Genomic DNA, 26,954 nt, shown 5'->3' with positions numbered 1-26,954 from the left:
TTTGCTTTGGCAACGATATCAATTTAAATAGACTTTTTAACCGTAGGCTTCTTTACTGCAGTCGTTTTCTTGGAAACTACTTTTTTAGCAGCTAGAACTGGTGTTTCAAGGGACTCCACCATTTTAGAGATGGCTGCAGAAGACTTCGGTGGGCTCTTTTGAACTGGTTTGGTAATTAATTTGGAAACCAACTTCGTCACTACCTTTGGTTTGTTTTCAGCCTGGACAGTAATAGTTGCTTCTTGTTTTGCTGCAGTTTTAGAAGTTGCTGCAACTGGCTTTGCTGCTACAGGTTTAATTGCCTTAGTTGATCCTTGATGAGCACGAATAAACTCAGAAATCACCGGATGAACTTTGTCACGCCAACGTCGACCTGAGAAGATACCGTAGTGTCCTGCACCTTGAACTTCATAAAACGATTTATTAGCAGTACTAATCCCTTTACACAAATCGATCGCAGCCTTGGTTTGTCCACTTCCCGAGATATCATCTAGCTCGCCTTCAATAGCCAGGAGTGCAGTAGTTTTAATGTCCTGCGGTCTTACTAACTGACCATTAATTTTCCAAGTACCTAGTGGCAGCGCAAATTCCTGAAAAACAGACTTAATCGTTTCTAAATAATATTTAGCGTCCATATCAAGTACCGCATTGTATTCGTCATAGAACCGACGATGGGCCTGCGCATCTTGCGCATCGCCTTTAATCAGATCTTGAAAGAAATCCCAATGTGATTTCATGTGTCGATCAGGATTCATTGCGACAAAGCCAGCGTGTTGTAAAAATCCTGGATAAACTCGACGACCAGCACCTGGGTGATTGGCTGGAACGTTATAAATGACGTTATGTTCAAACCACTCATACGACTTCGTCATTGCTAAGGAATTCACTGCAGTCGGGGATTTACGGGCGTCAATTGGACCACCCATCATGGTCATCGTGAGAGGGGTTTTTTCACCATTTGTCGCCATTAACGAAATCGCGGCTAAGACTGGTACTGTTGGTTGACAGACAGAAATGACATGTAACTTTTCAGCGCCGATAAACCGAATAAATTCTTGGATATAAGCGACATAATCATCTAAGCCAAATTCACCCTCTGAAATGGGAACTAATCTTGCATCAGTCCAATCGGTCAGATAAACCTTGTGATTTTGCAATAAGGTTTTTACTGAATCACGCAATAAAGAAGCGTGGTGACCCGATAAGGGCGCAACTAAAAGCACTACAGGATCTTCTTTTAAATGCTGAATCGTTGCCACATCATCTGAAAAACGTTTGAATCGAAGTAAACGACAAAAAGGTTTATGAATAGCTTCAATTTCAGCAATCGCGACGGTCTTACCGTGGGCTTGCACACTCTTGATATTGAATTCTGGTTTTTCGTATTCTTTACCTAAGCGATGCAATAACTCATAGCCAGCAGCAACGCGCTGAGAGACGGGAGTCTGCGCGATCGGGTTAACTGGGTTAGTGAAAATTTTGGCAGTTGTTTTCGCCCATGAACTGAGGGGTTCAAGCATTGCTCTTTGAAACTCTTGTAGTTGATACAACATGGCATCAATCCTTCACAATTAAATTAAGACGCAAATACATAGATAAATTTAATTATATTGCGTTGCAACAAGAATATAGTACAAAATTTGAAAAAACAACTAATTTATTTAAATAATTGTTTAAAAAAATAATTATACGGTTCTGATACGCATTAATTTCACAAAGTGAAAATGATTAGATCAAAGGCCTGTAACATTTGTTTAGACTTTGGAAGTCGATAAAAGCTACAGGCAGTCATTCTCCCTTGAGTTAAAGAACCGCTGCAATCCCTTGGGCTACTGTTTTAATGTTCTTGGTGTTTAATGAAGCAACGCAAATTCTACCTGTTCCCACCGCATAAACACTGTGTTCATTGATTAAACGATCAACTTGTTCTTTCGAAAGTCCTGTGTAGGAGAACATGCCACGTTGCACTTTAATGAATTCGAAATCTTTATTCGCACCTGCTGCTTGGAGTTCTTTGACGAGAAGTTCTCTCATCGCTTTAATCCGGTCACGCATCTCCATTAATTCCTGTTCCCACATATTGCGCAGTGTTGCATCATTTAAAACAGTTGCAACGATTGTTGCGCCGTGCGTGGGTGGATTGGAATAGTTGGTCCGAATGACGCGTTTAATTTGCGACACAACTTTGGAGGTTTCTTCTTTGGATTGGGTAACAATTGTTAAAGCGCCGACACGTTCACCGTATAGGGAGAATGATTTAGAAAATGAACTGGCAATGAAGAATGACAAGCCAGACTGTGTAAAGAGACGAACAGCTAAACCATCTTCATAAATGCCATCAGCAAAACCTTGATAGGCTAAATCCAGAAATGGAATTAATTGGCTTTTCTGACAAATCGTGACGATTTCTTCCCATTGCGCTGGGCTTAAATCAGCACCAGTAGGGTTGTGGCAGCAAGCGTGTAAAACAATGATGCTATCGACCGGCATGGCAGTTAAATACGCTTTCATCGCTTCAAAATTAACACCACGAGTAGTTGGGTCATAGTAGGGGTAGTTCACAACCTCAAAACCAGCGCCTTCAAATAGGGCACGATGGTTTTCCCAACTCGGGTCACTAATCGCTACTTTTGCATGTGGTTTGAGTCGTTTTAAGAAGTCAGCGCCTACTTTTAATGCGCCAGTTCCACCTAGGGTCTCAAAACTAGCTGAGCGGCCAGCACCTGTCATTTCCGTTTCAGAGCTAAATAACAGTTGTTGAACACCATTGTTGTAGGCAGCTATTCCTTCAATCGGTAAATAACCGCGGGCTTTAGGATTTTCCAAAATCATTTTCTCAGCCACTTGAACAGCGCGAAGTAAAGGAATCTTCCCTTCTTCAGTAAAGTAAACGCCAACGCCTAAGTTGACTTTATTTGGATTGGTGTCGGCATTAAAAGTTTCATAAAGGCCAAGTATGGGATCACGGGGTGCTAATTCAACAGATGAAAATAGGGTCATTTAGTCTTAGAGTTTCTAAAAGTAGTAAAAAGGTTAAAAAATGAATTGAATCTGTCAATAATTAAAAAAAACTGCATAATTGACTGCTTAAGTTATTAAAACTTGCAATGTTATTTTACCTAAACTCTAATGGCTACACGACAATCCAAGTCAAAAACACAAGGTAGCAAAGAAAAATCAGGCGTATCGCCTGCGCCAAGCCTTGATGAATCAAAGTTTGTGCACTTTGAAAACTCCCCCTATGAGCTCTATCAACCCTTTCTACCAGCGGGTGATCAGCCGACTGCTATTGCTGGATTAGTCGAAGGGATTGAAGATGGTTTATCTTATCAAACACTTTTAGGTGTAACTGGTTCCGGTAAGACTTACACCATGGCGAATGTGATTGCTCGGATGGGGCGTCCAGCCATTATTTTTGCTCCAAATAAGACTTTAGCGGCCCAGTTATATAGTGAGTTTAGAGAGTTTTTCCCACGTAATGCGGTTGAATATTTTGTTAGTTACTACGATTATTACCAACCAGAAGCCTATGTTCCTCAGCGGGACTTGTTTATTGAGAAAGACTCCTCTATCAACGAGCACATCGAGCAAATGCGCTTATCGGCTACAAAGAGTTTATTAGAACGCCGTGACGTGATTATCGTTGCCAGCGTTTCTGCCATTTATGGTATCGGTAATCCAAGTGATTATCACAAAATGGTACTAGTCCTTCGTCAAGGCGATAAATTATCTCAATCTGATATCGTTAAACGTCTAGTTGCCATGCAATATGAACGTAACGATATTGATTTTCACCGAGGAACTTTTCGGGTTCGTGGGGATACGATCGACATTTTTCCAGCAGAACATAACGAACTAGCTGTCCGCGTCGAGTTGTTCGATGATCAACTCGATTCTTTACAATTCTTTGACCCCCTAACCGGCAAAATCAAACAACGCGTCGCAAGGTTCACCGTCTATCCAGGATCGCATTATGTAACCCCTCGAGAGACAGTCATGCTGGCCATAGAGCAAATTAAAGAGGAGTTGCGAGATCGCCTGGCAGAGTTTTATAAAGATAATAAATTGGTGGAAGCGCAACGACTAGAACAACGGACCAGGTTTGATCTTGAAATGTTGGCAGAGTTAGGGTTTTGTAAAGGTATTGAAAATTATTCAAGACATATGTCTGGGGGCAAACCAGGCGAGGCACCGCCAACCTTGATTGACTATTTACCCTCAGATGCTTTGATGTTCCTAGATGAGTCGCATGTACTGATTGGTCAATTTAACGGTATGTATAACGGTGACCGAGCACGTAAGGTGGCCCTAGTAGACTTTGGCTTTCGCTTGCCCTCTGCACTCGATAACCGGCCACTAAAGTTTCCTGAGTTTGAATCTAAAATGCGCCAAACCGTATTTGTGAGTGCTACGCCAGCGGACTATGAAAACAACAAAACAAGCAATACGGTGGAACAAGTGGTCCGCCCTACGGGTCTGGTTGACCCCTTGATTGAAGTACTCCCAGCGATTACCCAAGTTGATGATCTTTTAGGTCAAATTAAAGAACGAACTGTACAAAATGAACGGGTGCTAGTTACCGTTTTAACTAAGCGGATGGCTGAACAATTAACGGACTTTTTGTCGGATCATGGCGTCAAAGTGCGCTACGTCCACTCCGATATTGATACGGTAGAGCGGGTCGAAATTATTCGCGATTTACGTTTGGGTATGTTTGATGTCTTGGTTGGAATTAACTTATTACGAGAGGGTTTGGATATTCCTGAAGTGTCACTCGTTGCCATTTTAGACGCAGATAAAGAAGGGTTTTTACGCTCAGAGCGCAGCTTAATTCAAACAATTGGTCGGGCTGCTAGGCACGTGAATGGTAAAGCTATTTTGTATGCTGATCGCATTACCAATTCGATGAAAAAGGCGATGGATGAAACTGAGCGTCGTCGAACCAAACAGACTAGCTTTAATTTAGAGCATGGCATCACCCCGAAAGGTGTATCGAAGCGCATTAAAGATATTATTGATGGTGTTTATGATGTGGATGATGAGAAAGCGCTCTGGCAAAATGCCAGGGAAAAGGCGAAGTTTGAGGAAATGAGCGAGAAGGATCTTGCTAAAGAAATCAAGCGCCTTGAAAAAGAAATGGTGGAGTTTGCTCGTAACCTTGAATTTGAAAAGGCAGCCCAAGCCAGAGATCGCTTAGCTAAAATACGGTCAATGGCTTTTGGTGCATTGCCGACAGATCATCCGCTCGTCTAAATAGGTTTAAAATTGAGCCATCGAAATGATTACAAAGTTGACTAAAGGAATATTGCATGAACCGTCGTGAAATCTTGAAAATGACGACCATCATTGGCTTAATGGCTGCAAATGGTCTCATTACTTCCGCTCAAGCAAATGAGTGGGAAAAGCAAGCATTTGAGGGTAAATCCCTCGATGACGTGATTAAAGCATTGGGTGGAGGTGGTACTGAAAAATCTACTGCTATCAACTTTACTGCGCCTGATATTGCTGAAAATGGTGCAGTAGTGCCTCTCACAATTGCTACTACATTAAAAGCCAACCAAATGGCAATCATTGTTGAGAAAAATCCAACCGCCTTGTCTGGCATTTTTTACTTTCCAGAAGGGGCCGAACCATTCGTTTCTACTCGCGTAAAAATGGCCCAAACTTCCAATGTTTTTGCGCTGGTGAAAGCTGAGCAAAAATGGTACTTTGCTTCTAAAGAAGTCAAAGTAACTCTTGGTGGTTGTGGTGGTTAATCGATCAGATCTAGAATAAAAGGAACGAATATGGCAGATCCAATGCGCGTTAGAGCAGCCGAAGTAAATGGCTTAGTGGATGTTAAAGTATTAATGAGACACGATATGGAAACGGGTCAGCGTAAAGACGCTGCAGGTAAAGTAATACCAGCTTGGTTTATCACTAACTTAGTTGCCAAAGTCGGAGCTAAAGAGGTATTTAAAGCACAATTTGGGACAGCTATCTCAAAAGATCCGTTTTTGAACTTTAAAGTTAAAGGACCTAAAAAGGGTGATGAAATTACTATTACTTGGTTTGACTCCAGAGGCGAGACAAGAACCGATCGTGCTCTGATTGCTTAATGTAACATCTCTAAAGTGACATCGATTCAAATTACTCTGTAAGGTTTTAAAGTGAAGATAAAGTCCTCCGTAATATTGTTGACCCTTAGTTTGCTTACTCAAGGAGTGTTTGCCCAGAATATCTCTGATGAAATTGCCAAGTACCGCGAGATGATTGCGGATGGCAATCCAGCTGAGTTGTACGCTGCAGCGGGCGAGGAACTTTGGGTAAAACCCAGTGGACCTAAACAGGCTACCTTGCAACAGTGTGACTTAGGTAAAGGCCCAGGGGTAGTGAAAGGTGCCTTTGCTGAACTACCAAGATATTTTAAAGATACGAACCGAGTGCAAGATCTAGAATCGCGCTTAATGACTTGTATGGAAAACCTCCAAGGCATTACAGCTAGCGACGTGATTAAAGATCCTTTTGGTAAAGGCTTGCGCAAAGACATTGAAGCAGTAGTGGCTTATGTAGTAACAGAATCAAAAGATCTACCGATTAAGGTGGTTCCAAATCATCCTAAAGAAAAGGAAATGGCTCAAATTGGTGAGAAGATCTTCTTCTATCAAGCAGGACCGATGGACTTTGCCTGTGCTACATGCCACTCTCAAAATAACAAGCGCATTCGCTTACAGGACTTACCAAACATCACCACAGCAAAAGGCGCTGCTGAGGGATGGGGATCGTGGCCTGCGTACCGCGTTTCTAGTGGTGAGTTTTGGACAATGCAAAGACGATTAAATGACTGCTTTAGACAACAACGTCTGCCGATGCCGATTTATGGATCGGATGCGACCATCGCACTTTCCATGTATATGGCCTCTAAAGGCAATGGCGGTATGATTCAAACTCCTGGTTTGAAACGCTAGAAATGAGATTTTATATGAAACTATTTTTTCAAACTGTACTCACTTTGTTGACCTTGTTTAGTGGTTTTAATCAAGTCAGTTTGGCCGCTGAGCCCAAAGTCGATCCGAAAGTCCAGCAAATGATGCAAAACAGCTTTGTGGCAGCTGGGGTAGCTGATTTGGGACGTTTGACGCAAGATTCTATTCAACTATTATGCTCAGATGCTAGCTATCAAAATACTAAAGCGGGTAAGGCGAAGATAGAGCTCTTACAAAAAGAGGCTTTAGCCAAGATTCCTAAACCCGAAGGTGGTGTCTATTTAGGTGATTGGAAAAAAGGTGAGTTGATTGCTCAAAGTGGCCGAGGTGCTACCTTTACCGATGCTCCCAATACTGTGAACGGTGGGGGCTGTTATAACTGTCATCAAATTGATCCGAAAGAGATTTCACATGGCACGATGGGGCCATCTTTGACAGCTTATGGAAAGACGAGAGGAAATACTGGACCTATCTTGGAATACACCTGGAACCGGATTTATAACTCTAAGGCTTATAACGCTTGCAGTAATATGCCAAGGTTTGGTCACTTCAACCTGTTAACACAAGATCAGATGAAGGATTTGATGGCTTTATTGTTGGATCCAAGTTCACCCGTTAATCAATAAACTCAGCACTTTATGAGTCTTGATCGTCGAGAGTTTTTAAAAATCCTATCTCTTGCCTCAAGTGTTGGAATGGGGCTATCGAGCGAAATAGCAAGTGCTGAAACTTTAGCCAAGAATTTTTACGATGTACCGAAATTCGGTAATCTGCATTTTTTGCATTTTACAGATTGCCATGCTCAGTTAAATCCCATTTATTTTAGGGAGCCTCAGTACAACATTGGCATTGGTTCACAGCTGAATCACGCACCCCATCTAGTTGGGCAAGAATATTTAAAAGCTTTCAAGATTTCGCCAGCGTCTAGGGATGCGCATGCTTTTACGCATCTCAATTTTACTAGTGCAGCCCAGTCTTACGGTAAGGTTGGAGGTTTTGCGCATCTAACTACTTTAGTCAAACAATTAAGATCCTCAAGACCGAATGCCTTGCTTTTGGATGGCGGCGATACTTGGCAAGGCTCAGCGACGGCGCTTTGGACTAAGGGCCAAGATATGGTTGATGCTGCTCTATTGCTTGGGGTCGATATCATGACGGCCCATTGGGAAATGACTCTTGGAGCTGATCGCGTAAAACATATTGTGGAACATGATTTTAAAGATAAGGTCGCATTCCTTGCTCAAAATATTCAGACGAGTGATTTTGGCGATCCAGTTTTTGAGCCTTACGTCCTAAAAGAAATGAACGGTGTATTGGTTGCGATTATTGGTCAAGCTTTTCCATACACCCCAATTGCGAATCCGAGATATTTCACGCCCGATTGGACCTTTGGTATTCAGGAAGAAAATCTGCAAAAAAATGTGACTGAAGTCCGCAATAAAGGGGCTAAGGTAGTCATATTGTTGTCGCACAACGGAATGGACACCGACTTGAAGTTAGCCAGTCGTGTAAGGGGGATTGATGCCATTTTAGGTGGGCATACCCATGATGGGATTGCACAGGCTATTCATGTAAAAAATCCTGGAGGCGTTACGCTCGTGACCAACGCGGGCTCGAATGGGAAATTTTTAGGTGTGCTTGATTTTGACTATAAGCAAGGACGCGTTACGGATTTTCGTTACCAATTACTCCCCGTTTTCGCTAATTTAATTACCCCCGATCTGGCAATGCAGTCCTTGATTCGTGAGGTGAGACGTCCTTACGAAAAACAACTCAATCGTGTTTTAGCGAAGACCGATACCCTGTTATATCGTCGGGGTAATTTCAATGGTACTTTTGATCAACTCATTGTCGATGGTTTGATGAAAGTCCAAGATGCGCCCATTGCTTTTTCTCCAGGTTTTAGATGGGGTACCACTCTTTTGCCTGGCCAAGATATCACCATGGAGCATTTAATGGATCAAACGGCGATTACTTATCCACAAGCAACGGTTTCGATGCTCAAAGGCGAGGAAATTAAAAATATTCTAGAAGACGTGGCCGATAATCTTTTCAACCCAGATCCTTACTATCAACAAGGCGGGGATATGGTTCGAACAGGTGGTCTGAAATATACGATTGATCCATTCGCTCAGATGGGTAAAAGAATCTCTGATATGCGACTAAATGGTCAATTACTAGACGCGGGTACCGTTTATAAAGTGGCTGGTTGGGCTTCTGTCAATCCCGATTTGCAAGGCTCTTCGGCTCCTGCCGTGTGGGATATCTTGACGCAGTATTTAACGGATATAAAAGTAGTGTCAAAGCTTTCACCGAATATTCCGCAGATTAAAAATATCCTAGGTAATAAAGGCCTAAGCAATGTTTAATTTGTACTTTTAATGATTTTTTACCAGGGTAATTTGATGAAAAAAATAGTAATGTCTTTGATTATTCTTCTGTCCTCTTTCGGTTTGTATGCCACCGCAGCAACCCCTGATCAAGTGGTCTACCATATTGATGATGCCCAAGCACAAGGATTAAAAGGTCTGCGGAATTTACGCAATCATTTAGATGTATCGCCAGATACGAAAATAGTAGTGGTTACCCACGCGATGGGAGTGGATCTCTTAATGGAAGGGGCGAAGGATGCTAAAAGTAACATGGAATATGCTCCTTTAGTAGCTGCTTTAAAGTCAAGAGGCGTGCGCTTTGAGGTTTGTGAGATTACCCTTAAAAATAGAGATTTAAAGAAAGACCAATTTATTTTGGATGCAGACTTTACGCCATCCGGTGTAGTACGTATCACTGAGCTGCAATTTCGAAATCATTATGCCTACATCAAACCCTAATGAGGTTCACCTGATTACAAAATGGCTTTGAATCCCATCATGATGGCAACACCAAAAGAAAATACGGCAAAGATGATTTGAATTGTTGGCCCAGATAATTTTTTAGCTGTGGCCCGGCCGAGCATCAACCCCAGTAGAGAACCCGTTGCGAAAGGGATGGCAATCGTCCAGATCATCAAGCCCGCAACTGTGGCATTTATCACGCCGCCGAAAGAAACGATTGTTAAAACACCTAAGGATGTCGCCACGATTGAGAGAGCTGGCAGATCAGTTACTTTTTTTAAACTAGGCACAATAATAAAACCACCTCCCACACCTAGGAGTCCAGAAAAAAAGCCAGCCATTGACCCAGCTAGGGCTAATGATCTGGCACAAGGAACAGTCCAAATTAATTTACCAATGGATTTATTTAAATGGCATGGAACCACCTTAGAGTGACTCTGTACAATCCCTTTTGCTTCACAGTAGGATTGGTACATCATTCGACTCGAGGTGTAAAACAAGACGATTGAGAAGATAGTCAATAAGGGTTGATTTGGTAGTTGATGGGCTAACCATAAACCAATTGGAGATAAGATTAAACCAAAACTAGCCATCAATCCTGCTGCTTTGTAACGTAAGATTTTTTCTTTTAATCCTAAGATGGAGCCGATGCCAGCTGATATGCTAACCGCTAGGAGCCCAATGGGGCCTGCTTGGTTCACAGTCAAGCCCATGCCAAAGACAAGTAAGGGCACAGACAAAATTGCTCCACCTGCACCAGTGAGGGAGAGGATAAAACCTACCACAAAGCCTAAAGCAACCGGCAACCCTTGGGGGGTAAATTGGTTTAGGTGTGATAAATCTATCATTATTGCCATCTTTATATGTTAATAAACATAAGTATATAATATAAAGTAATATAAGGCATCTCTTCTAGTCATTTTTAAATCTTGGAGCTTTATGCTTAATCTCAACAGTCAGCCAAAAGTGAAGACATTTTTTGATCTGGGAACCTGGACGTTTACTCACATTGTTTATGAGGATTCCGGCACGCCTTGCATCATTATCGATTCGGTGCTGAACTATGATCACAAGTCAGGCAGAACCGCTACTCACTCTGCCTATGAAGTTGTTGAATTTATTCAGCAAGAAAACTTGCAGTGCCATTGGATTTTAGAGACCCATGCGCACGCCGACCACTTAACTGCTGCGCCTTATTTACAATCTAAACTGGGTGGCAAAATTGCGATTGGTTCTCAAATTACCACGATTCAAGATGTCTTTAGTAAGGTCTTTCATCTCGAACCATCCTTTAAGCGAGATGGGTCACAATTTGATTATTTAATCCCGCCAGATGGGATTTTGACTTTTGGCAATTTAAGTTGTCTAGCAATCGATGTTCCTGGGCATACTCCCGCTTGTCTTGCTTATCAGATTGGCGATGCTATCTTTGTGGGTGATACCTTATTTATGCCCGATGTGGGCACCGCACGGTGTGATTTTCCTGGTGGCAATGCAGTCAATCTTTACGAGTCCATTCAAAAATTGTTGCTTTATCCTGAAGACACGCGTTTATTTATGTGTCATGACTATCCACCCAATAATCGCCCTATTAGTCATATTAGTTCGGTAAAAGAGCAGAAAGAAAATAATATTCATATTCATGACGGCGTGACGAAAGAAGAGTTTGTTGACATACGCACGAAAAGGGATAAGACTCTAGAAATGCCAGTCTTAATTTTGCCGTCGATTCAGGTAAATATTAGGGCTGGGCATTTTCCGCCAGTAGAAGAAAATGGGGTTGCCTATTTGAAGATTCCTTTAAATATGCTTTAAATCAAAGAGAGAAGAAGATGACCATTAATTGGCTAGAATTTACCCCGCAAAGTGCCCTAGCTGGGGGCGCCTTGATTGGAATTGCGGCAGCAATCTTAGCTCTGTTCAACGGCCGAATCATGGGTGTGTCAGGAATTGTTTCGCAACTGTTTACAGGTGGTACTCCGCCTAAAGAGCATTATCGTTGGCGTTTGTTATTTATCTTTGGGATGCTGTTGTCTCCCATGTTTTACCGCGCTATCGCCTATATTCCAAAAGTAGAAGACCACGCTAGTATTACCCAACTCATGATTGCTGGACTGCTAGTGGGAGTGGGCACCCGTTTAGGCTCCGGTTGTACTAGTGGTCATGGTGTTTGTGGCTTAGGTCGTTTGTCTTTACGCTCACTAATAGCCACATTGTGCTTTATGGCTGCTGGCTTTCTTGCTTGTTATTATTTTTTGCACGGGGTGAAAGCATGAATCAATTAACAGCGCTAATTAGTGGTTTAGTGTTTGGTTTTGGATTAATTTTGTCAGGCATGACCAACCCAGCTAAAGTGATTGGTTTTTTAGATCTATTTGGCAATTGGGATCCTTCACTCGCTTTAGTGATGATGGGGGCCATTGCTGTAACTCTCGTAGCATTTTTATATTTGGGACGAAGCCAAAAAACATTACTTGGAGAAACCTTACATTTTCCAGGGACTTCTCATATTGATGCTCGACTTGTATTAGGGAGCTTTTTGTTTGGGGTGGGATGGGCCTACGCAGGATATTGTCCCGGTCCCGCAATTGTTGCATTGGGAGACGGACGTTATGAATTGTTATATTTCATTATTCCGATGATCATGGGAATGAAAGTGATTGATTTGGCATCGCATTATTTGAAAAAATGAGAAAGTGGGATTGATTTTGTAGTTAGCAGGTAGGTAAATTAAAAAGGATTTAAAAATGAACAATATCGGCTTAAATGATCGCATTTTAAGAGTAGTTGTAGGCTCAGTTCTAGTTTTCCTAACATTTCTGGGCGTCATTGGTGTGTGGGGCTGGCTGGGTTTGATTCTAATTGTGACCGGTCTGATGAGGTTTTGTCCTGCCTATCGACTCATTGGCTTTAAAACCACACCTAAGGACCTATAAGTTCTTAAACATTAATTTGTTGTAACTACAAAGCTATGTAAACAGCTTCTCTTTGCTTTGCGAATTCACGCCTAAATTTTCCCCTTTTTTTCCTTAGCTTTAGTGAGCAAGGCTGGATTATTTCTATTCCCGAGCATTTCAGTCGGGTATTTGTTATACTAGGAATAATTTGAAGGGTTTACCAAATCCTCAAAGGTATTTAAGGCGCCGGAAACCAATCCGGCTGTTGACTAAATGAAGAAAGTTGGAGAAATATGAGATTGACAACTAAAGGTAGGTTTGCAGTAACAGCAATGATCGATTTGGCAATGCGGCAACATAACGGTCCTGTAACATTATCAGAGATCAGTTCTAGACAGGATATTTCTTTATCTTACCTAGAGCAGTTGTTTGGGAAGTTGCGTCGTGTCAATATCGTTCAAAGTACCCGTGGCCCAGGGGGCGGTTATTCCTTGTCTAGGGAAGATAAATTAATCTCAATCGCTGAGATTATTACAGCGGTCGATGAACCAATTGATGCAACTCAATGTGGTAACAAAGGAAATTGTCAGAGTAAACGTGGACATTTAGGTGAGTGCATGACCCATGAATTATGGTCGAACCTCAACAAAAAAATGGTAGATTATTTACAATCTGTAACGTTGAATGATGTGGTCAAAGCCCAAAAGGACAAAGACTCGCATGTGCCAATGTTTGTCAAGACTAATCCAAGGGTGAGCCCGGATGAAATTGAGAAGCGTCAAGAAGTAATAGATAACAAAAGAAAAAAAATAGCGGAAGCTGAAAACAAACCGTTTATAGCTAACTCTGTTTTTAATTTTGCCCAACAAACTTAGTATATTGAATCGATTAGAAAATGAGCCAGCATAATACTCCCGTATTGAACCCACTTCCGATGTTTAGTGCTAGACACTTTCCAGTGTATATGGACTATTCATCCACAACCCCTATCGACCCACGAGTCGTAGACAAAATGCTCCCTTACCTAAGAGAGCAATTTGGTAATCCAGCATCACGTAGTCATGCTTTTGGATGGGAAGCTGAGGAGGCTGTGGAGGAAGCGCGCGCTCAAGTTGCTAGTTTAGTTGGCGCCGATCCAAGAGAAATCGTTTGGACAAGCGGTGCAACGGAAAGTATTAATCTAGCGATTAAAGGTGCGGCTCATTTCTATAAAGATAAGGGTAAGCACATTATTACCCCTAAAACAGAACATAAAGCAACCCTTGACACTGTTAGAGAACTCGAGCGCCAAGGCTTTGAGGCTACCTATTTAGATGTTTTACCAAACGGCTTAATTGATTATGATCAATTAATCGCTGCCATTAGACCTGATACGATTTTAATCTCAGTCATGTACGTGAACAATGAGATTGGCGTTGTGCAAGATATTGAAAAAATTGGTGAAATGTGCCGTGAAAAAGGAATTGTATTTCATGTGGATTCTGCGCAGGCAACTGGCAAAATTGACATTAACTTAGCGAACTTAAAAGTCGACTTGATGAGCTTTTCAGCCCACAAGACCTATGGGCCAAAAGGCATCGGTGCTTTATTTGTGCGTCGTAAACCAAGGATTCGCATTGAAGCTCAAATGCATGGTGGTGGTCATGAAAGAGGCATGCGTTCCGGCACTTTACCAACCCATCAAATTGTTGGGATGGGTGAAGCGTTCCGTTTGGCCAGAGAAGAAATGGTTACGGAAAGTACCAGAATCAGAATGTTGCGTGATCGTTTATGGACTGGATTGTCGACCCTTGAAGAAGTGTATCTGAATGGCGATATGAATAGTCGAGTGCCACATAATTTAAATATCAGTTTTAATTATGTTGAGGGTGAGTCGATGTTGATGGCGTTGAAAGATGTAGCCATTTCATCAGGATCTGCTTGTACTTCCGCTTCACTAGAGCCTTCATTCGTGCTTCGCGCACTAGGTCGTAACGATGAGTTGGCCCATAGCTCGATTCGTTTTAGTGTTGGTCGCTTTACTACGATTGAAGAAGTAGATTTTACGATTGAACTAGTAAAAGAAAAAATTTCTAAGTTAAGAGAATTATCTCCACTTTGGGAGATGTTTAAAGATGGTATCGATTTAGATACGATCCAGTGGGCAGCACATTAAATCTATTGAATAATTAAGGAAAAATCATGGCATATAGCGACAAAGTAATTGATCATTATGAGAATCCACGTAATGTTGGATCCTTTGAAAAAGGGGATGAGGCTGTTGGCACAGGTATGGTTGGGGCGCCAGCTTGCGGAGATGTGATGAAGCTGCAGATTCGTGTAAATGATCAAGGTGTAATCGAAGATGCAAAGTTTAAAACTTATGGATGTGGATCTGCTATTGCTTCTTCTTCTTTGGTAACTGAATGGGTCAAAGGTAAAACTTTAGATCAGGCCTTAGAAATTAAAAATGCACAAATTGCTGAAGAGTTAGCATTGCCGCCAGTAAAAATCCATTGCTCTATTTTGGCTGAAGATGCAATTAAAGCTGCTGTTGCTGACTATCGTGAGAAGCACACTGCAGCGCAGTAATTTGCTCAAGGTTGTATAAAGTATATTGATCATAGAATGAAAAAAAGAGGTGAGGAAAAAGTACCATGTCGATTAGTCTGACGGAAAAAGCTGCTAAGCATGTGAATCGGAATCTGAGTAAAAGAGGTCACGGGATTGGTTTGCGACTTGGGGTAAGAACGACTGGCTGTTCAGGACTTGCCTACGAATTAGAGTACGTTGACCAAGCCTTGCCGGATGATCAAATGTTTGAATCTCAAGGAATCAAAGTTTTTGTTGATCCAAAAAGTATGCCTTACTTGGACGGCACTCAGTTGGATTTTGCTAGAGAAGGATTGAACGAAGGATTTAAGTTTCAAAACCCTAATGTTAAAGATGAGTGCGGGTGTGGTGAATCTTTCCGAGTCTAATCCACGAAACGCTTTTAAAGATTATTTTGATTTCTTTCAATTGCCACGGCAATTTAAAATTGATCGTACTAAACTTGATCAAGCCTATCTAAAAATTCAACAAGAAGTTCACCCGGATCGACATGCCCAAGGAAGTGATGCTCAAAAGCGTCAATCCTTGCAGTTGGCGACCTTTGCCAATACGGCACATCAGACTTTAAAACAAGCGATTCCACGTGGCTTTTATTTATGTGAGTTAGCAGGGTTGGATGCGCAGTTAGAAACAAATACAGCAATGCCTAGAGCTTTTCTGATGCAACAAATGGAGTGGCGTGAAGCCATGGACGAAGCTCGTAATCAGTTAGAATCACTCAACTTGTTGCAAGATGAGGTGAATGAAGCTCTGAAGGAGTTAACTGATCAAGTTGCGGTACAAATAGATCAGGAACAAAACTTAGAAAAGGCGCTTGAAAGTTTGAGAGCCTGTTTATTTTTAGAGCGATTTTTAGAAGAAATAGATCATCGTATTTCAGCACTTATTTAATTCAAAAACACTATATGGCTTTATTGCAAATTTCAGAACCTGGTCAATCAAGAAATCCCCATGAACGTCGTATCGCTATTGGGATTGATTTAGGTACCACGAATTCTTTGGTGGCAAGCATGAAAAATGCGCTACCTGAGGTCTTGCACAGTGACTCAGGGCAAAGAATCCTACCTTCAATCATCAGATATTTACCAGATGGTAGAACACAGGCAGGTTATGAGGCCTTAGCCCATGCCGTAGAAGACCCACAAAATACGGTTATTTCAGTCAAACGCTTGATGGGCAGAGGTTTGCAGGATATTAAAAACCTTCAAAATCTTCCCTACGAATTTATTGATTCCCCAGGGATGCTGAAAATCCAGACGGTTGCAGGTCCTAAAAGTCCGGTCGAGGTTTCGGCAGAAATTTTAGCAAGACTTAGGCAAATCGCTGAGGATTCGTTTGATGACGAAATTGAAGGTGCCGTAATCACTGTCCCTGCTTACTTCGATGATGCTCAGCGCCAAGCGACTAAAGATGCTGCAGAATTGGCTGGGATTAAAGTGCTACGTCTTCTCAACGAGCCGACTGCTGCCGCGCTTGCCTATGGTCTTGATAATGCCTCTGAAGGTATTTACGCCATATATGACCTCGGTGGTGGAACCTTTGATATTTCGATTTTACGTCTTTCTAAAGGTGTATTTGAAGTTCTTTCTACAGGTGGCGATTCTGCATTAGGTGGCGATGACTTTGATCATATATTAATGCAAGCAGTGATTGAGCATGCAGGTATAACTAATTTATCTGCAGAAGATCGTCGTGCTGTTTTACTTAAATGTAAAAGTGCTAAAGAAACCTTAAGCTCACACCCTGTTGTTCTAATTGAACACACCTTTGATTCTTCCATTGCTGTGCAATATTCAATTTCTCAAACAGAGTTTGATCATTTGACGAAGCCCCTAATTATTCGCACCATGCAAGCGGTTAAAAAAGCGCTCAAGGATGCTGCCATCGATCAAGATGAAGTTCAAGGCGTAGTGATGGTAGGTGGCTCAACACGTAATCCAGCAGTCCAATTAGCTGTGAAGAATTTATTCCAAAAAGAGCCTTTAAATGATTTAAATCCAGACGAGGTAGTTGCCTTGGGTGCTGCGAGGCAGGCTGATTTGCTGGTGGGTAATAAAAACAAAAATGATGAGTGGTTGTTGTTAGATGTCATTCCACTCTCATTGGGTGTTGAAATGATGGGTGGTTTAGTAGAAAAAATTATTCCACGTAACACACCGATTCCGGTTGCCAAGGCGCAAGACTTTACTACCTTCAAAGATGGTCAAACAGCCATGGCAATTCATGTGGTGCAGGGTGAACGTGAGTTAGCGCCAGATTGTAGATCGTTGGCACGCTTTGAGTTACGCAATATCCCGCCAATGGTAGCAGGAGCTGCCAGGATTCGTGTGACATACCAAGTCGACGCAGACGGATTGTTATCGGTGAGTGCTAAAGAACAAATTTCTGGAGTGGAGGCATCGATCCATGTTAAACCGAGTTACGGTTTAGCCGACGGCGATATTGCGCGCATGTTGACAGAGGGTTTTCAAAGTGCAGCAGAAGATATGAAACTGCGTGCAATCCGTGAAGAGCAAGTAGAAGCTCAGCGATTACTAGAAGCGGTATTCAATTCTATCGCCCAAGATGGTGACTTATTATCGACTCAGGAAAAACTTGATATCGAAAGTAAGATCCGTGTTCTAGAACAGTTAAAAGAGCATAGTCAAGACTCTGAAGAGATTCATGCTGCCATTACAGCCCTATCAGATGCAACGGAAGAATTTGCAGCAAACAGAATGAATGCAAATATCCGGCGTGCTTTAACAGGAAAAAATCTTAGCGAAATTTAATCAGGGGGGTGTTTAACCCCACAAGTCTTTCACATCCAATCACTCAACATATCACATCCAACCCTATGACACAAATAGTCGTTTTACCTCACGAAGAATATTGTCCAGATGGTGCAGTTATTGAGGCTACTCCGGGCACCTCCATTTGCGAAGCATTACTTGAAAATGATATTCCGATTGAACATGCTTGTGAAATGTCTGCTGCATGCACGACTTGTCATGTAATAGTAAGAGAGGGATTTAAAACATTAAATCCTAGTGATGAAGTGGAAGATGATTTATTAGATCGTGCTTGGGGCTTAACTCATTTGTCACGCCTGTCTTGTCAAGCTTTTGTTGGTCAAGAGGAAATTGTGATAGAAATTCCAAAGTACTCTATCAATCACGCTAAAGAAAATCATTAATCAGCCGTAAATTTGCTGATTAACCAGCCATGTAATTTGGCTGGCTTTACATCACTATCTCAGTAAAGCTTTTAGATTTCTTCGCGTCTTAAGTGCGGGAATAAAATGACGTCTCTAATATTTGGAGAATCAGTAATCAACATCATCAAACGATCAATTCCAATACCACAACCACCGGTTGGTGGAAGGCCATACTCTAGGGCACGGATGAAGTCATGATCGTAAAACATTGCTTCCTCATCGCCTGCTTCTTTTTGAGCAACTTGTTTTTGAAAACGTGCAGCTTGATCTTCGGCATCATTGAGCTCAGAAAAACCATTGGCTATTTCGCGACCAGTAATAAACAATTCGAAGCGCTCAGTAATACCAGGTCGGTTATCGGATTCACGTGCGAGCGGACTGACTTCGATTGGATAATCAATAATATAGGTAGGGTGCCACAAATGCTCTTCGGCACAGGCTTCAAATAAAGCTAATTGCAGCGCCCCTAAGCCCGCATTTTTGAGAGTCGGGCTTTCAATATGTTCACCAGCCGCTTTGAGTTCTTGTCTGATGAATTCTCTATCAGCTAATTGTGCATCAGAATAGTTTTTGCCAGACTGAGGACCGTACTTTTGAATTGCTTCGCAAATGGTGAGTCGGTCAAATGGCTCTGATAAATTCAGTTCACGGCCCTGATAAGTGAGGGCTGCAGTACCATGCGCTTTAATCGCAACAGCACGAATCAACTCTTCAGTAAAAGTCATTAACCATTGATAGTTGGTATAAGCTGCGTAAAATTCCATCATGGTAAATTCTGGATTATGGCGCGGGCTAACACCTTCATTTCTGAAGTTACGATTGATTTCAAAAACACGATCGAAGCCACCAACCACTAAGCGTTTTAAATAAAGCTCAGGCGCAATTCTTAAATACATCTCCATATCGAGCGCGTTATGATGCGTGATGAAAGGCTTCGCCGCAGCACCCCCTGGAATCACATGCAACATTGGCGTTTCAACTTCCATAAAGCCCGCATCCTGCATATGATGACGCAGAGCTGTCATGGCTTTACTACGTGTAATAAAGGTTTGACGAGTTTCAGCAGAAACAATTAAATCGACATATCTTTGACGATATTTCGTTTCATGATCCTGCAAGCCATGGAACTTGTCAGGTAAAGGACGAATCGATTTACTGAGCATCCGTAAAGTTTTAACTTGGACTGATAACTCACCACGGTTCGTTTTAAATAGAGTACCTTCACCGGCAATAATATCGCCCATATCCCAATGTTTAAAGTCACTATGAGACTCAACACCTGTTGCATCATCGTTAATATAGAACTGAATCTGACCTGTAGTATCTTGAATCGTGGCGAAACTAGCTTTACCCATAATCCGCTTGAGCATCATCCGTCCAGCCATTTTGACTTGGATATTTTTTTGTCCTAACTCTTCTTTCGAGAGAGAGTTGTAATGCGTATGAAGATCAAGTGCGAAGTGTTCTGGCACAAAATCATTCGGGAAAGCAACACCTTTAGCGCGTAGCTGAGCCACTTTTTCACGGCGCTCAGCCATGATGTGGTTTTCATCAAGATGTTCTGTTGCTTGGATTGGATTGTTATTTTCTGCTGTCATTTATAACTCGTTTAAATGTTCATTTTGAGGCTGGCCTCAATAAAAGGATCTAAATCGCCGTCTAATACTTTTTGCGTGTTTGATGCTTCTACGCCAGTTCGTAAATCTTTAATTCTGCTTTGATCTAGTACATAAGAACGAATTTGATGACCCCAACCTACGTCGGTTTTAGTGGCTTCTAATTTATCGGCTTCTGCTTGACGTTTACGTAACTCATGTTCATATAACCTTGACTTAAGCATGGTCATCGCTTCTGCACGGTTACGATGCTGGCTTCGGTCATTTTGACACTGCACCACAATACCTGTTGGCATATGGGTTAAACGCACTGCAGAGTCGGTTTTATTAATGTGCTGCCCACCCGCGCCAGAAGCACGGTAGGTATCAGTCCGAATATCGGCTGGATTGATTTCAATTTCAATCGAATCATCAATTTCGGGATATACGTAGATACTGGCAAAAGAAGTATGTCTGCCACCAGAAGAGTCAAAAGGTGATTTACGAACTAAACGGTGTACGCCCGTTTCCGTTCTTAAAAACCCAAAGGCATATTCACCATCAATCTTTAATGTGGCACTTTTAATACCTGCTACGTCACCGTCCGATTCTTCCAAAACTTCAACTTTGAAACCTTTACGCTCACAGTATCTTAAATATTGTCTTTGCAAGATACTAGCCCAATCACAAGCTTCGGTTCCACCAGCACCAGCTTGAATATCTAAAAAGCAATTACATGAGTCCATAGGGTTGGAGAACATCCTTCTAAACTCTAAATCAGCAACAATGACTTCTATCTGCTTCTCATCTGCTTCAATCGCTTCAATAGTCTCTTCGTCACCTTCAGCTGCCGCTAGATCAAAAAGGTCTATCGCACCGCTTAGATCAGTTTGCAACTTTTCAATATTAGTGACCACACCATCGAGAATTTTTTTCTCTTTACCTAATGCTTGAGCGTGTTTGGGATCGTCCCAGACCTTGGAGTCTTCCAACTCCATATTCACTTCAATTAGGCGTTGTTTTTTGGTATCGTAGTCAAAGGTACCCCCGGAGATCTGCAACGCGGGTGCGTAATGAGGATAAATTTGTTTGTAGTGTGTTTATGCGTTCGGCTTCCATCCGACTATTATAAAGCCTCGCTTAAAATTCGTTAAATTTCTGTTGACTGTGCTTCGATTAATAACTGAACACGTGGATAAGATAAGTAGTTATCGACTTGTAAGCGGTAAGCCAAGCTAGATTCAGGGGTAATAAATTCATGATGATGAAACCAAATACCAGCAAAAATAGTCCCTGTTTTATCATTTAAATTACCATCATCTAGGGCTTGTAATTCCACCTTTAAGTGTTTATTTTTTAAGATTGTTTGTTTAAGAACTTTAAACTTGCCTGTGAAGATGGGTTCTGGAAAACCTTGCCCCCATACTTGATCTGATAAAGCTTGGGCAAGGGCTGGAGCGATCATTTCAGAGGGTAACTCACCGTCATGTAATAGTTTCCGATTGAGCGTATCCTCGTCTAATATTTCTTGTGCAACCGTTTCGAAAGCAAGAGAAAAGGGTTCAAGCATTGCATGACTGATCGATAAACCTGCGGCAGCAGCGTGTCCCCCAAACTTTAAAATCATGTTAGGAAATTTTTTCGAAATAATATCTAGTGCATCGCGCAGATGAAAGCCATTAATTGATCTACCAGAACCTTTTAAAATAGCCGTACCGTCTGGCATCGTTTCTTCTGCCGGTGCAAAAATAATTACTGGTCGATGGTATTTTTCTTTGAGCCTTGAAGCTAATATCCCAATTACCCCTTGATGCCAAGAGGCGTCAAACAGTGTTAGAGCATTTTGATTATCGACCTCTATTTCAGCCATTGAATCGAGAGCTGTTTCTTTCATTTCAGCTTCAATATGGCGTCGATCGCGATTCATACGATCTAATTCAGCCGCAAGTGAAAGGGCCTCTGTATTTGAGCTAGAAATTAAGCAACGAATCCCCAAAGTCATATCGGCAAGACGACCCGCAGCGTTTAATCTTGGCCCTAAACCAAATCCTAAATCAAAGGTACTGGCGATTTCTGGTTTACGGTCTGCAATTGTAAATAGGGCAGCAATCCCAGGGTGCATTCTTTGAGCCCGCATTCTTTTTAAACCTGCAGTAACTAAGATTCGATTATTACGATCTAGACTAGCGACATCAGCTACTGTTCCGAGTGCAACAAAATCTAATAAGTCCTCAATTTTTGGTTGTGAATCTGATGAAAAGATGCCTTGTTCTCGCATTAGTTTGCGAAGTGTTAATAAGACATAAAACATGACTCCGACACCGGCTAGTGCTTTACTTGGAAATTGGCAACCCCGCTGATTGGGATTGACGATATAGGGTGTATCAGGCGTCTCATCAGCAGGTAAATGATGATCTGTGACTATTACCTCCATCCCAATTGCCCTAGCATGGGCAACACCAGCAAGACTAGCAATACCATTATCTACAGTAATTAAGATATCGGGTTTAGGATTACGTTTAGCAGCCATATCAACGACTTCGGGGGTTAATCCATAGCCCATTGTGAAGCGATTAGGTACTAAAAAATCAACCGATATATTGAAGGGTAGTCCAAGTTGGCGCAGACCAAGGAGACCCACAGCACAAGCTGTCGCCCCATCACAGTCATAATCAGCCACAATTAGTAAATTTTTATGTGCTTGAATCGATTGCAAGAGATACTTGGCTGCCTCGAGACAGCCTTTTAGTTCAGTTGGTGGGATTAAAAACTTGGTTTCAAGAATAAGCTCCTCTGGGCTAATTACGCCACGTGATGTCCACAGCCTTGCCATAATCGGGTCAACTCCCGATTCAATCAATTGATTGATTAGTGTTGGATTGGTTTCACGTTGTAATAATTGCATCTTTTCTGATCGATCCTCGCAGATCATTACTCCGGTTGCCAATGGATATTTGATTCAAAACTTTCCCAACTCGGAAATTTTTGTTTGATTGAACGTTGTTTAAAAAAATAGGTATTCAAAAAACTAGGTTTAAAATTAAAGTCAGATACTTGAACTTTACTAGTGTGGGTTTTACCAAAAACCTCTGTAGTCAATTGAATATGGGAAATTTTTTCCTGATGGAGTAACTTTAAACAGGCTTGCCAAATTGACTCCCACATCTCATTCGAGAGATTGTTACGTCCATCGATGAAGTGGACTCCTTGCTCTAATTCGGAAATTTCTTTTGCATTTAAACGATGAAATGGTTTATTTAAGAACTGAGCGACATTTGCAAGTGTTAAGGAATTACCATGTAACTCTTTAGAGAACTTGATCAGAGAATGCGGATGGATTTGCGAGAGTGATCCTACCCCTTGAAGCCATACAGAATTAATTGGCAATTCTCCCCTTTCAGATCGCGCAAGATTAACTGGGTGGTTATGCCAAATCATTTGAATCTCATTTTGCATTTGACGCCATTTTCTTGCTACACCAGTTTTTCCTATATCTTTTGGCATCCATACATCGATATTTCTACCATTGGTAAGTTCTACTGAACTTGTATGTAGATTACTGAACTCATTAGTACAAAATAACCAAGAAGTTCCGGTGGGTATTACCTGGTTTAATAAAAATGTATCCAAGACTTCTTGCACACTCTTTCTCAATAATTTTTCTTCCTCTGCAGTAATGACGAGAATTTTAGGGTCAAGAAGAATAATATGATCACGGGTAGCATGCAAATGAACCAATACGAGGGATGCCCAGTCATCCATTGGGTTAACTGCCTGATATTGCAGCGTTTCGATAGCTGCGAGAGGGACTTGCTGTCCCAGCATAAAAATCTCATCCCAAGTACCATTTTGCTCGAATTCATCGGCGGACTGTGCTTTTTCTGGGTTTTTTAATAGGGAGTGTGGAGATGGGGTATTAAGGTTAATTTGCAAATTCATCTGGTTATTTTAAGGCTTAATTAATTACGAATTAAACTAGAGAGATGAATTCTTTAAAAAATCCCCTTAAAACTTTTTTTGAGTTACCAATTTACGTAGAAATTGGTTTGCGCTATGTCCGAGCTAAAAAGAAAAGTGTCGGTGATAAAAAAGACGGTTTTTTGTCATTTATCGCAACTTTGTCTATGGTTGGTATCGCCCTTGGAGTTGCCGCTTTAATTGTGGTTTTATCTGTCATGAATGGTTTTCAAAAAGAAGTACGGGATAAAATGCTTTCAGTCTTGTCTCATATTGAAATTCGTTCGCAAGATGGTATTGACGATGTTGCAGCTTTTACTCAGATAATTAGGCAAAACCCTCATGTCAAAGGTGTTGCGCCTCTTTTGCAAACGCAAGGTCTTTTGATTCATGCCGGAGTAATGCGCGGCGTTGAATTAAGAGGGATTGATCCCCGTGCAGAAAGTAATGTCTCCGATTTGCCCACACAGTTTAGTAATGGCCGTATCCAAGATTTACGACCAGGCGAATTTGGTATTGCACTAGGCAGTCAACTCGCTTTAAATTTAGGTGTGCAGATGGGCGATAAAGTCTCTGTAATGGTTCCTGACGGAGACATAACACCTGCCGGTGTAATGCCAAGGCAACGTGTATGCCAAGTTGTTGGGATCATTGATAGTGGTCATTATGAGTACGACAATTCCCTTGTTTTGATGCATTGGCGGGATGCTGGTGCAATGATTCGGTCTTCCAAGCCGACTGGTTTGCGTGTGCGGTTAGATGATATGAATATAGCCCCATTAGTTTCTTATGAAATCAATCGTCGTCTTCCACGTAATTTTTTTGCTTCTGACTGGTCGCAACAAAATCGTAATTGGTTTGCTGCAGTTCAAACCGAAAAACGGATGATGTTCATTATTTTGGCTTTGATCATAGGGGTTGCCGCTTTTAATTTAGTTTCAACTTTGGTGATGACAGTGACCAATAAACAGGCCGACATTGCAATTTTGCGGACGATGGGTGCTTCCTCTCAGATGATTCAAAAAATATTCTTTATCCAAGGTTTAGCGATTGGTTTTTTAGGCTCTATTTTTGGCGTTCTTTTTGGCTTATTAATCGCAGCTAATATTGACGTGATTGTACCTGCTATTGAGTCAATTTTTAGAGTCCAATTTTTACCAAAAGATATTTATTTTATTAGTGAGTTGCCCTCTGACATCCATACTGAGGATGTTCTAAAAGTCAGTCTAATGGCATTTTTACTGAGTTTGTTAGCAACTCTTTACCCAAGTTGGCGAGCTGCAAAAATTAATCCAGCGGAGGCCCTACGTTATGAATAAGTTTGCATCTTCTCCCGTATTAGTTGCCAAAGGCGTGCGGAAAATATTCAATAGCAATAATCAAAGCTTAGAAGTTTTAAATGGGGTTGATTTAATGGTAGAGGCTGGAGAAAAGATTGCGATTGTGGGTGCTTCTGGCTCTGGTAAAAGTACTTTATTGCATATTTTAGGGGGATTAGATACTGCTACAGAAGGAACTGTCAGTTTATCTGGATTAGATTTTTCATCTCTTAATGAATTAGAGAGAAACCGAGTTCGTAACGAAAAACTCGGTTTTATTTATCAGTTTCATCATTTGTTACCAGAGTTTACAGCGTTAGAAAACGTGGCGATGCCACTGCGTATTCGAGGTCTTTCTAAGAAAGTAGCTTTTGCACAGTCCCTTGTTATGTTGACCAAGGTTGGTTTACAGGATCGACTAGAGCACACGCCTGGAATGCTTTCTGGAGGGGAGCGTCAACGTGTTGCCGTGGCCCGTGCTTTAGTCGGTAAACCTTCTTGCGTGCTAGCAGATGAACCTACTGGAAACTTAGATGCGCAGACAGCGGATCAAGTATTTAATTTGATGATGGAAGTTGCAAGTCAAATAGGTACTGCGTTTGTGATTGTGACGCATGATCCATTGCGAGCAAAGCGCTGTGATCGAATTTTAAAGTTGACTACCGGAGGGTTGGTCAATCCTATTTCCTCAGGAACAGAGTGAGTCTATGTGGTTTGATTCGCATTGCCATTTAGACGCTAAAGAGTTTTCACAGGATTTACCACTTGTTATTGCTCGAGCAGCAAAGCAGGGTGTTACCGGCATATTGGTGCCAACGGTTGATATCCAATCGATCGATCAAGTCATTGACATTGTTGAAAAATGGCTACCTGTCATCCCATATCTTTGTTTTACTCTAGGGATTCATCCGCTTTATACGCCAAGTGCTAATGAATCAGACATAGTCGTTTTACGGCATTACATAGAAAAATATATTCATCATCCGCATTTTGTTGGAATGGGTGAAATCGGCCTTGACTATTTTGTAACGAATCTAGACGCAGACAAACAAGAGTGGTTTTTTGAGGAACAATTGAAACTAGCGAAAGAGTTTGATTTGCCAGTAATTCTTCATGTCAGAAAATCGCAAGATCAAATTTTAAAACGTCTTCGAAAAACAGTGCTATCCGGCGGTATTGCCCATGCCTTTAATGGCAGTCACGTGCAAGCCAATGAGTTTCTAAAATTGAATTTTAAATTAGGCTTTGGTGGTGCGCTTACCTATGATCGAGCTCTACAAATTCGTCGTTTAGCGATTGATCTCCCACTAGCGTCCTATGTGTTAGAGACCGATGCGCCCGACATACCACCGGCTTGGTTAAATAATTCTTCCGAGCACCTTCGACGTAATGAGCCTTTAGAAATTCCAGCCATTGCACAAATTTTTGGTAATATAAGAGAACTATCGCAGTTAGCTGTAGCACACATGAATTTAAACAATATTAGAGCAGTACTACCTCGCTTAGATCGACTAATGCAAGTGTAGTTCACCAGTAATTCTTCCACTCAGATCCATCTCTTAAAAGAACTCGAGGAGTAAAACTCCGCGGAGAGGAATT

28 protein-coding genes are annotated in these 26,954 nt (G+C 41.6%); 21 read left to right on the top strand and 7 right to left on the bottom strand.

Annotated elements, in window-relative coordinates:
* Positions 1-23 precede the first annotated feature (23 nt).
* Together AOC35_RS07665 and AOC35_RS07660 are read right to left on the bottom strand one after the other, a co-directional pair.
* Entirely contained in the window at positions 24-1,553 is a 1,530-nt protein-coding gene (locus AOC35_RS07665; RefSeq protein WP_108646527.1) for a polyhydroxyalkanoate depolymerase, read from the bottom strand.
* Positions 1,554-1,803: 250 nt separating this feature from the next.
* Positions 1,804-3,000: an amino acid aminotransferase gene (locus AOC35_RS07660; protein WP_108646526.1), complete on the bottom strand. Its 1,197-nt coding sequence runs from the start codon at positions 2,998-3,000 to the stop codon at positions 1,804-1,806.
* A gap of 129 nt (positions 3,001-3,129) precedes the next feature.
* On the opposite strand from AOC35_RS07660, the gene uvrB reads away from it, so the two are divergent.
* From uvrB to AOC35_RS07625, 7 genes are all read left to right on the top strand, one after another.
* Complete coding sequence (gene uvrB / locus AOC35_RS07655) at positions 3,130-5,253, top strand: excinuclease ABC subunit UvrB (protein ID WP_108646525.1); 2,124 nt, start codon at positions 3,130-3,132, stop codon at positions 5,251-5,253.
* Between the two features lie 56 nt (positions 5,254-5,309).
* Entirely contained in the window at positions 5,310-5,756 is a 447-nt protein-coding gene (soxY, locus tag AOC35_RS07650) for a thiosulfate oxidation carrier protein SoxY (RefSeq protein WP_108646524.1), read from the top strand.
* Between the two features lie 30 nt (positions 5,757-5,786).
* Positions 5,787-6,098 (top strand): thiosulfate oxidation carrier complex protein SoxZ, encoded by a 312-nt coding sequence (gene soxZ / locus AOC35_RS07645; protein ID WP_108646523.1) that lies wholly within the window; start codon positions 5,787-5,789, stop codon positions 6,096-6,098.
* Between the two features lie 75 nt (positions 6,099-6,173).
* On the top strand, positions 6,174-6,947 hold the full coding sequence (soxA, locus tag AOC35_RS07640; protein ID WP_245898454.1) for a sulfur oxidation c-type cytochrome SoxA: 774 nt from the start codon (positions 6,174-6,176) through the stop codon (positions 6,945-6,947).
* Positions 6,948-6,961: 14 nt separating this feature from the next.
* Positions 6,962-7,591, top strand: coding sequence for a sulfur oxidation c-type cytochrome SoxX (gene soxX / locus AOC35_RS07635; RefSeq protein WP_108646522.1), 630 nt, complete (start codon positions 6,962-6,964; stop codon positions 7,589-7,591).
* A 12-nt stretch (positions 7,592-7,603) separates the two neighbouring features.
* On the top strand, positions 7,604-9,334 hold the full coding sequence (gene soxB, locus AOC35_RS07630) for a thiosulfohydrolase SoxB (protein ID WP_108646521.1): 1,731 nt from the start codon (positions 7,604-7,606) through the stop codon (positions 9,332-9,334).
* Between the two features lie 36 nt (positions 9,335-9,370).
* Positions 9,371-9,796: a DsrE family protein gene (locus tag AOC35_RS07625; RefSeq protein WP_108646520.1), complete on the top strand. Its 426-nt coding sequence runs from the start codon at positions 9,371-9,373 to the stop codon at positions 9,794-9,796.
* Between the two features lie 14 nt (positions 9,797-9,810).
* Here the strand turns inward: AOC35_RS07625 and AOC35_RS07620 are convergent, their stop codons facing one another.
* The gene (locus AOC35_RS07620) at positions 9,811-10,647 is read right to left on the bottom strand and encodes a sulfite exporter TauE/SafE family protein (protein WP_108646519.1); all 837 of its coding nucleotides are present in this window, start codon (positions 10,645-10,647) and stop codon (positions 9,811-9,813) included.
* Positions 10,648-10,738: 91 nt separating this feature from the next.
* On the opposite strand from AOC35_RS07620, the gene AOC35_RS07615 reads away from it, so the two are divergent.
* The 11 genes from AOC35_RS07615 to fdx all read left to right on the top strand — a co-directional run bounded on the left by AOC35_RS07615 (position 10,739) and on the right by fdx (position 18,463).
* The gene (locus AOC35_RS07615; RefSeq protein ID WP_108646518.1) at positions 10,739-11,614 is read left to right on the top strand and encodes an MBL fold metallo-hydrolase; all 876 of its coding nucleotides are present in this window, start codon (positions 10,739-10,741) and stop codon (positions 11,612-11,614) included.
* Between the two features lie 17 nt (positions 11,615-11,631).
* A complete protein-coding gene (locus AOC35_RS07610; RefSeq protein WP_108646517.1) occupies positions 11,632-12,075 on the top strand; it encodes a YeeE/YedE family protein in 444 nt (147 codons plus the stop codon).
* Positions 12,072-12,491: a YeeE/YedE family protein gene (locus tag AOC35_RS07605; protein ID WP_108646516.1), complete on the top strand. Its 420-nt coding sequence runs from the start codon at positions 12,072-12,074 to the stop codon at positions 12,489-12,491. Before AOC35_RS07610 ends, AOC35_RS07605 begins: the two co-directional genes overlap by 4 nt.
* Before the next feature lie 55 nt (positions 12,492-12,546).
* Positions 12,547-12,735, top strand: a complete 189-nt coding sequence (locus AOC35_RS07600; protein ID WP_108646515.1) for a YgaP family membrane protein — start codon at positions 12,547-12,549, stop codon at positions 12,733-12,735.
* A 254-nt stretch (positions 12,736-12,989) separates the two neighbouring features.
* Positions 12,990-13,571, top strand: a complete 582-nt coding sequence (locus tag AOC35_RS07595) for an Rrf2 family transcriptional regulator (RefSeq protein ID WP_108646514.1) — start codon at positions 12,990-12,992, stop codon at positions 13,569-13,571.
* A 59-nt stretch (positions 13,572-13,630) separates the two neighbouring features.
* Positions 13,631-14,851 carry an IscS subfamily cysteine desulfurase gene (locus AOC35_RS07590; protein ID WP_108646513.1) on the top strand — a complete coding sequence of 407 codons (1,221 nt, stop codon included), beginning with the start codon at positions 13,631-13,633 and terminating at the stop codon, positions 14,849-14,851.
* A 26-nt stretch (positions 14,852-14,877) separates the two neighbouring features.
* Positions 14,878-15,267, top strand: a complete 390-nt coding sequence (gene iscU / locus AOC35_RS07585) for a Fe-S cluster assembly scaffold IscU (RefSeq protein ID WP_108646512.1) — start codon at positions 14,878-14,880, stop codon at positions 15,265-15,267.
* A gap of 65 nt (positions 15,268-15,332) precedes the next feature.
* On the top strand, positions 15,333-15,656 hold the full coding sequence (iscA, locus tag AOC35_RS07580; protein WP_108646511.1) for an iron-sulfur cluster assembly protein IscA: 324 nt from the start codon (positions 15,333-15,335) through the stop codon (positions 15,654-15,656).
* Positions 15,622-16,179 (top strand): Fe-S protein assembly co-chaperone HscB, encoded by a 558-nt coding sequence (gene hscB, locus AOC35_RS07575; protein WP_108646510.1) that lies wholly within the window; start codon positions 15,622-15,624, stop codon positions 16,177-16,179. The genes iscA and hscB overlap by 35 nt, the downstream gene beginning before the upstream one ends.
* A gap of 14 nt (positions 16,180-16,193) precedes the next feature.
* Positions 16,194-18,059: a Fe-S protein assembly chaperone HscA gene (gene hscA / locus AOC35_RS07570; RefSeq protein ID WP_108646509.1), complete on the top strand. Its 1,866-nt coding sequence runs from the start codon at positions 16,194-16,196 to the stop codon at positions 18,057-18,059.
* A gap of 65 nt (positions 18,060-18,124) precedes the next feature.
* Positions 18,125-18,463, top strand: coding sequence for an ISC system 2Fe-2S type ferredoxin (gene fdx / locus AOC35_RS07565; protein ID WP_108646508.1), 339 nt, complete (start codon positions 18,125-18,127; stop codon positions 18,461-18,463).
* Positions 18,464-18,534: 71 nt separating this feature from the next.
* Here the strand turns inward: fdx and lysS are convergent, their stop codons facing one another.
* From lysS to AOC35_RS07545, 4 genes are all read right to left on the bottom strand, one after another.
* Positions 18,535-20,082, bottom strand: coding sequence for a lysine--tRNA ligase (gene lysS / locus AOC35_RS07560; RefSeq protein WP_108646507.1), 1,548 nt, complete (start codon positions 20,080-20,082; stop codon positions 18,535-18,537).
* 11 nt (positions 20,083-20,093) lie between these two features.
* A protein-coding gene (gene prfB / locus AOC35_RS07555) for a peptide chain release factor 2 (protein ID WP_108646506.1) occupies positions 20,094-21,198 on the bottom strand; the annotation gives its coding sequence in 2 pieces (ribosomal slippage) (positions 20,094-21,116 and positions 21,118-21,198; 1,104 coding nt in all).
* A gap of 31 nt (positions 21,199-21,229) precedes the next feature.
* Positions 21,230-22,984 (bottom strand): single-stranded-DNA-specific exonuclease RecJ, encoded by a 1,755-nt coding sequence (gene recJ, locus AOC35_RS07550; RefSeq protein WP_108648759.1) that lies wholly within the window; start codon positions 22,982-22,984, stop codon positions 21,230-21,232.
* Positions 22,985-23,010: 26 nt separating this feature from the next.
* Positions 23,011-24,018 carry a hypothetical protein gene (locus AOC35_RS07545; protein WP_108646505.1) on the bottom strand — a complete coding sequence of 336 codons (1,008 nt, stop codon included), beginning with the start codon at positions 24,016-24,018 and terminating at the stop codon, positions 23,011-23,013.
* A 44-nt stretch (positions 24,019-24,062) separates the two neighbouring features.
* Between AOC35_RS07545 and AOC35_RS07540 the strand changes: the two genes are divergently transcribed.
* Genes AOC35_RS07540 through AOC35_RS07530 form a run of 3 tightly spaced genes read left to right on the top strand, consistent with a single transcriptional unit; the run spans position 24,063 to position 26,881 of the window.
* Positions 24,063-25,355, top strand: coding sequence for a lipoprotein-releasing ABC transporter permease subunit (locus tag AOC35_RS07540; RefSeq protein WP_108646504.1), 1,293 nt, complete (start codon positions 24,063-24,065; stop codon positions 25,353-25,355).
* Positions 25,348-26,058 (top strand): ABC transporter ATP-binding protein, encoded by a 711-nt coding sequence (locus AOC35_RS07535; protein ID WP_108646503.1) that lies wholly within the window; start codon positions 25,348-25,350, stop codon positions 26,056-26,058. Before AOC35_RS07540 ends, AOC35_RS07535 begins: the two co-directional genes overlap by 8 nt.
* Positions 26,059-26,062: 4 nt before the next feature.
* On the top strand, positions 26,063-26,881 hold the full coding sequence (locus AOC35_RS07530) for a TatD family hydrolase (protein WP_108646502.1): 819 nt from the start codon (positions 26,063-26,065) through the stop codon (positions 26,879-26,881).
* Positions 26,882-26,954: the final 73 nt, after the last annotated feature.

The organism is Polynucleobacter rarus (assembly GCF_003072505.1).
In the GTDB taxonomy this organism is placed as follows: Bacteria; Pseudomonadota; Gammaproteobacteria; order Burkholderiales; family Burkholderiaceae; genus Polynucleobacter; species Polynucleobacter rarus.
The sequence above is the reverse complement of the archived record's forward strand: the minus strand, read 5'-3'. Positions and strand labels throughout refer to the sequence as shown.

Coding starts and splice junctions, on each gene's coding strand:
- AOC35_RS07610 (WP_108646517.1), top strand. CDS start 11,632: ATGACCATTAATTGGCTAGAATTTACCCCGCAAAGTGCCCTAGCTGGG.
- AOC35_RS07600 (WP_108646515.1), top strand. CDS start 12,547: ATGAACAATATCGGCTTAAATGATCGCATTTTAAGAGTAGTTGTAGGC.
- hscA (WP_108646509.1), top strand. CDS start 16,194: ATGGCTTTATTGCAAATTTCAGAACCTGGTCAATCAAGAAATCCCCAT.
- iscA (WP_108646511.1), top strand. CDS start 15,333: ATGTCGATTAGTCTGACGGAAAAAGCTGCTAAGCATGTGAATCGGAAT.
- soxZ (WP_108646523.1), top strand. CDS start 5,787: ATGGCAGATCCAATGCGCGTTAGAGCAGCCGAAGTAAATGGCTTAGTG.
- uvrB (WP_108646525.1), top strand. CDS start 3,130: ATGGCTACACGACAATCCAAGTCAAAAACACAAGGTAGCAAAGAAAAA.
- soxX (WP_108646522.1), top strand. CDS start 6,962: ATGAAACTATTTTTTCAAACTGTACTCACTTTGTTGACCTTGTTTAGT.
- AOC35_RS07530 (WP_108646502.1), top strand. CDS start 26,063: ATGTGGTTTGATTCGCATTGCCATTTAGACGCTAAAGAGTTTTCACAG.
- hscB (WP_108646510.1), top strand. CDS start 15,622: ATGAGTGCGGGTGTGGTGAATCTTTCCGAGTCTAATCCACGAAACGCT.
- recJ (WP_108648759.1), bottom strand. CDS start 22,984: ATGCAATTATTACAACGTGAAACCAATCCAACACTAATCAATCAATTG.
- AOC35_RS07545 (WP_108646505.1), bottom strand. CDS start 24,018: ATGAATTTGCAAATTAACCTTAATACCCCATCTCCACACTCCCTATTA.
- AOC35_RS07535 (WP_108646503.1), top strand. CDS start 25,348: ATGAATAAGTTTGCATCTTCTCCCGTATTAGTTGCCAAAGGCGTGCGG.
- AOC35_RS07615 (WP_108646518.1), top strand. CDS start 10,739: ATGCTTAATCTCAACAGTCAGCCAAAAGTGAAGACATTTTTTGATCTG.
- soxY (WP_108646524.1), top strand. CDS start 5,310: ATGAACCGTCGTGAAATCTTGAAAATGACGACCATCATTGGCTTAATG.
- soxB (WP_108646521.1), top strand. CDS start 7,604: ATGAGTCTTGATCGTCGAGAGTTTTTAAAAATCCTATCTCTTGCCTCA.
- AOC35_RS07590 (WP_108646513.1), top strand. CDS start 13,631: ATGTTTAGTGCTAGACACTTTCCAGTGTATATGGACTATTCATCCACA.
- AOC35_RS07605 (WP_108646516.1), top strand. CDS start 12,072: ATGAATCAATTAACAGCGCTAATTAGTGGTTTAGTGTTTGGTTTTGGA.
- AOC35_RS07540 (WP_108646504.1), top strand. CDS start 24,063: ATGAATTCTTTAAAAAATCCCCTTAAAACTTTTTTTGAGTTACCAATT.
- fdx (WP_108646508.1), top strand. CDS start 18,125: ATGACACAAATAGTCGTTTTACCTCACGAAGAATATTGTCCAGATGGT.
- AOC35_RS07625 (WP_108646520.1), top strand. CDS start 9,371: ATGAAAAAAATAGTAATGTCTTTGATTATTCTTCTGTCCTCTTTCGGT.
- AOC35_RS07665 (WP_108646527.1), bottom strand. CDS start 1,553: ATGTTGTATCAACTACAAGAGTTTCAAAGAGCAATGCTTGAACCCCTC.
- AOC35_RS07660 (WP_108646526.1), bottom strand. CDS start 3,000: ATGACCCTATTTTCATCTGTTGAATTAGCACCCCGTGATCCCATACTT.
- iscU (WP_108646512.1), top strand. CDS start 14,878: ATGGCATATAGCGACAAAGTAATTGATCATTATGAGAATCCACGTAAT.
- AOC35_RS07620 (WP_108646519.1), bottom strand. CDS start 10,647: ATGATAGATTTATCACACCTAAACCAATTTACCCCCCAAGGGTTGCCG.
- AOC35_RS07595 (WP_108646514.1), top strand. CDS start 12,990: ATGAGATTGACAACTAAAGGTAGGTTTGCAGTAACAGCAATGATCGAT.
- lysS (WP_108646507.1), bottom strand. CDS start 20,082: ATGACAGCAGAAAATAACAATCCAATCCAAGCAACAGAACATCTTGAT.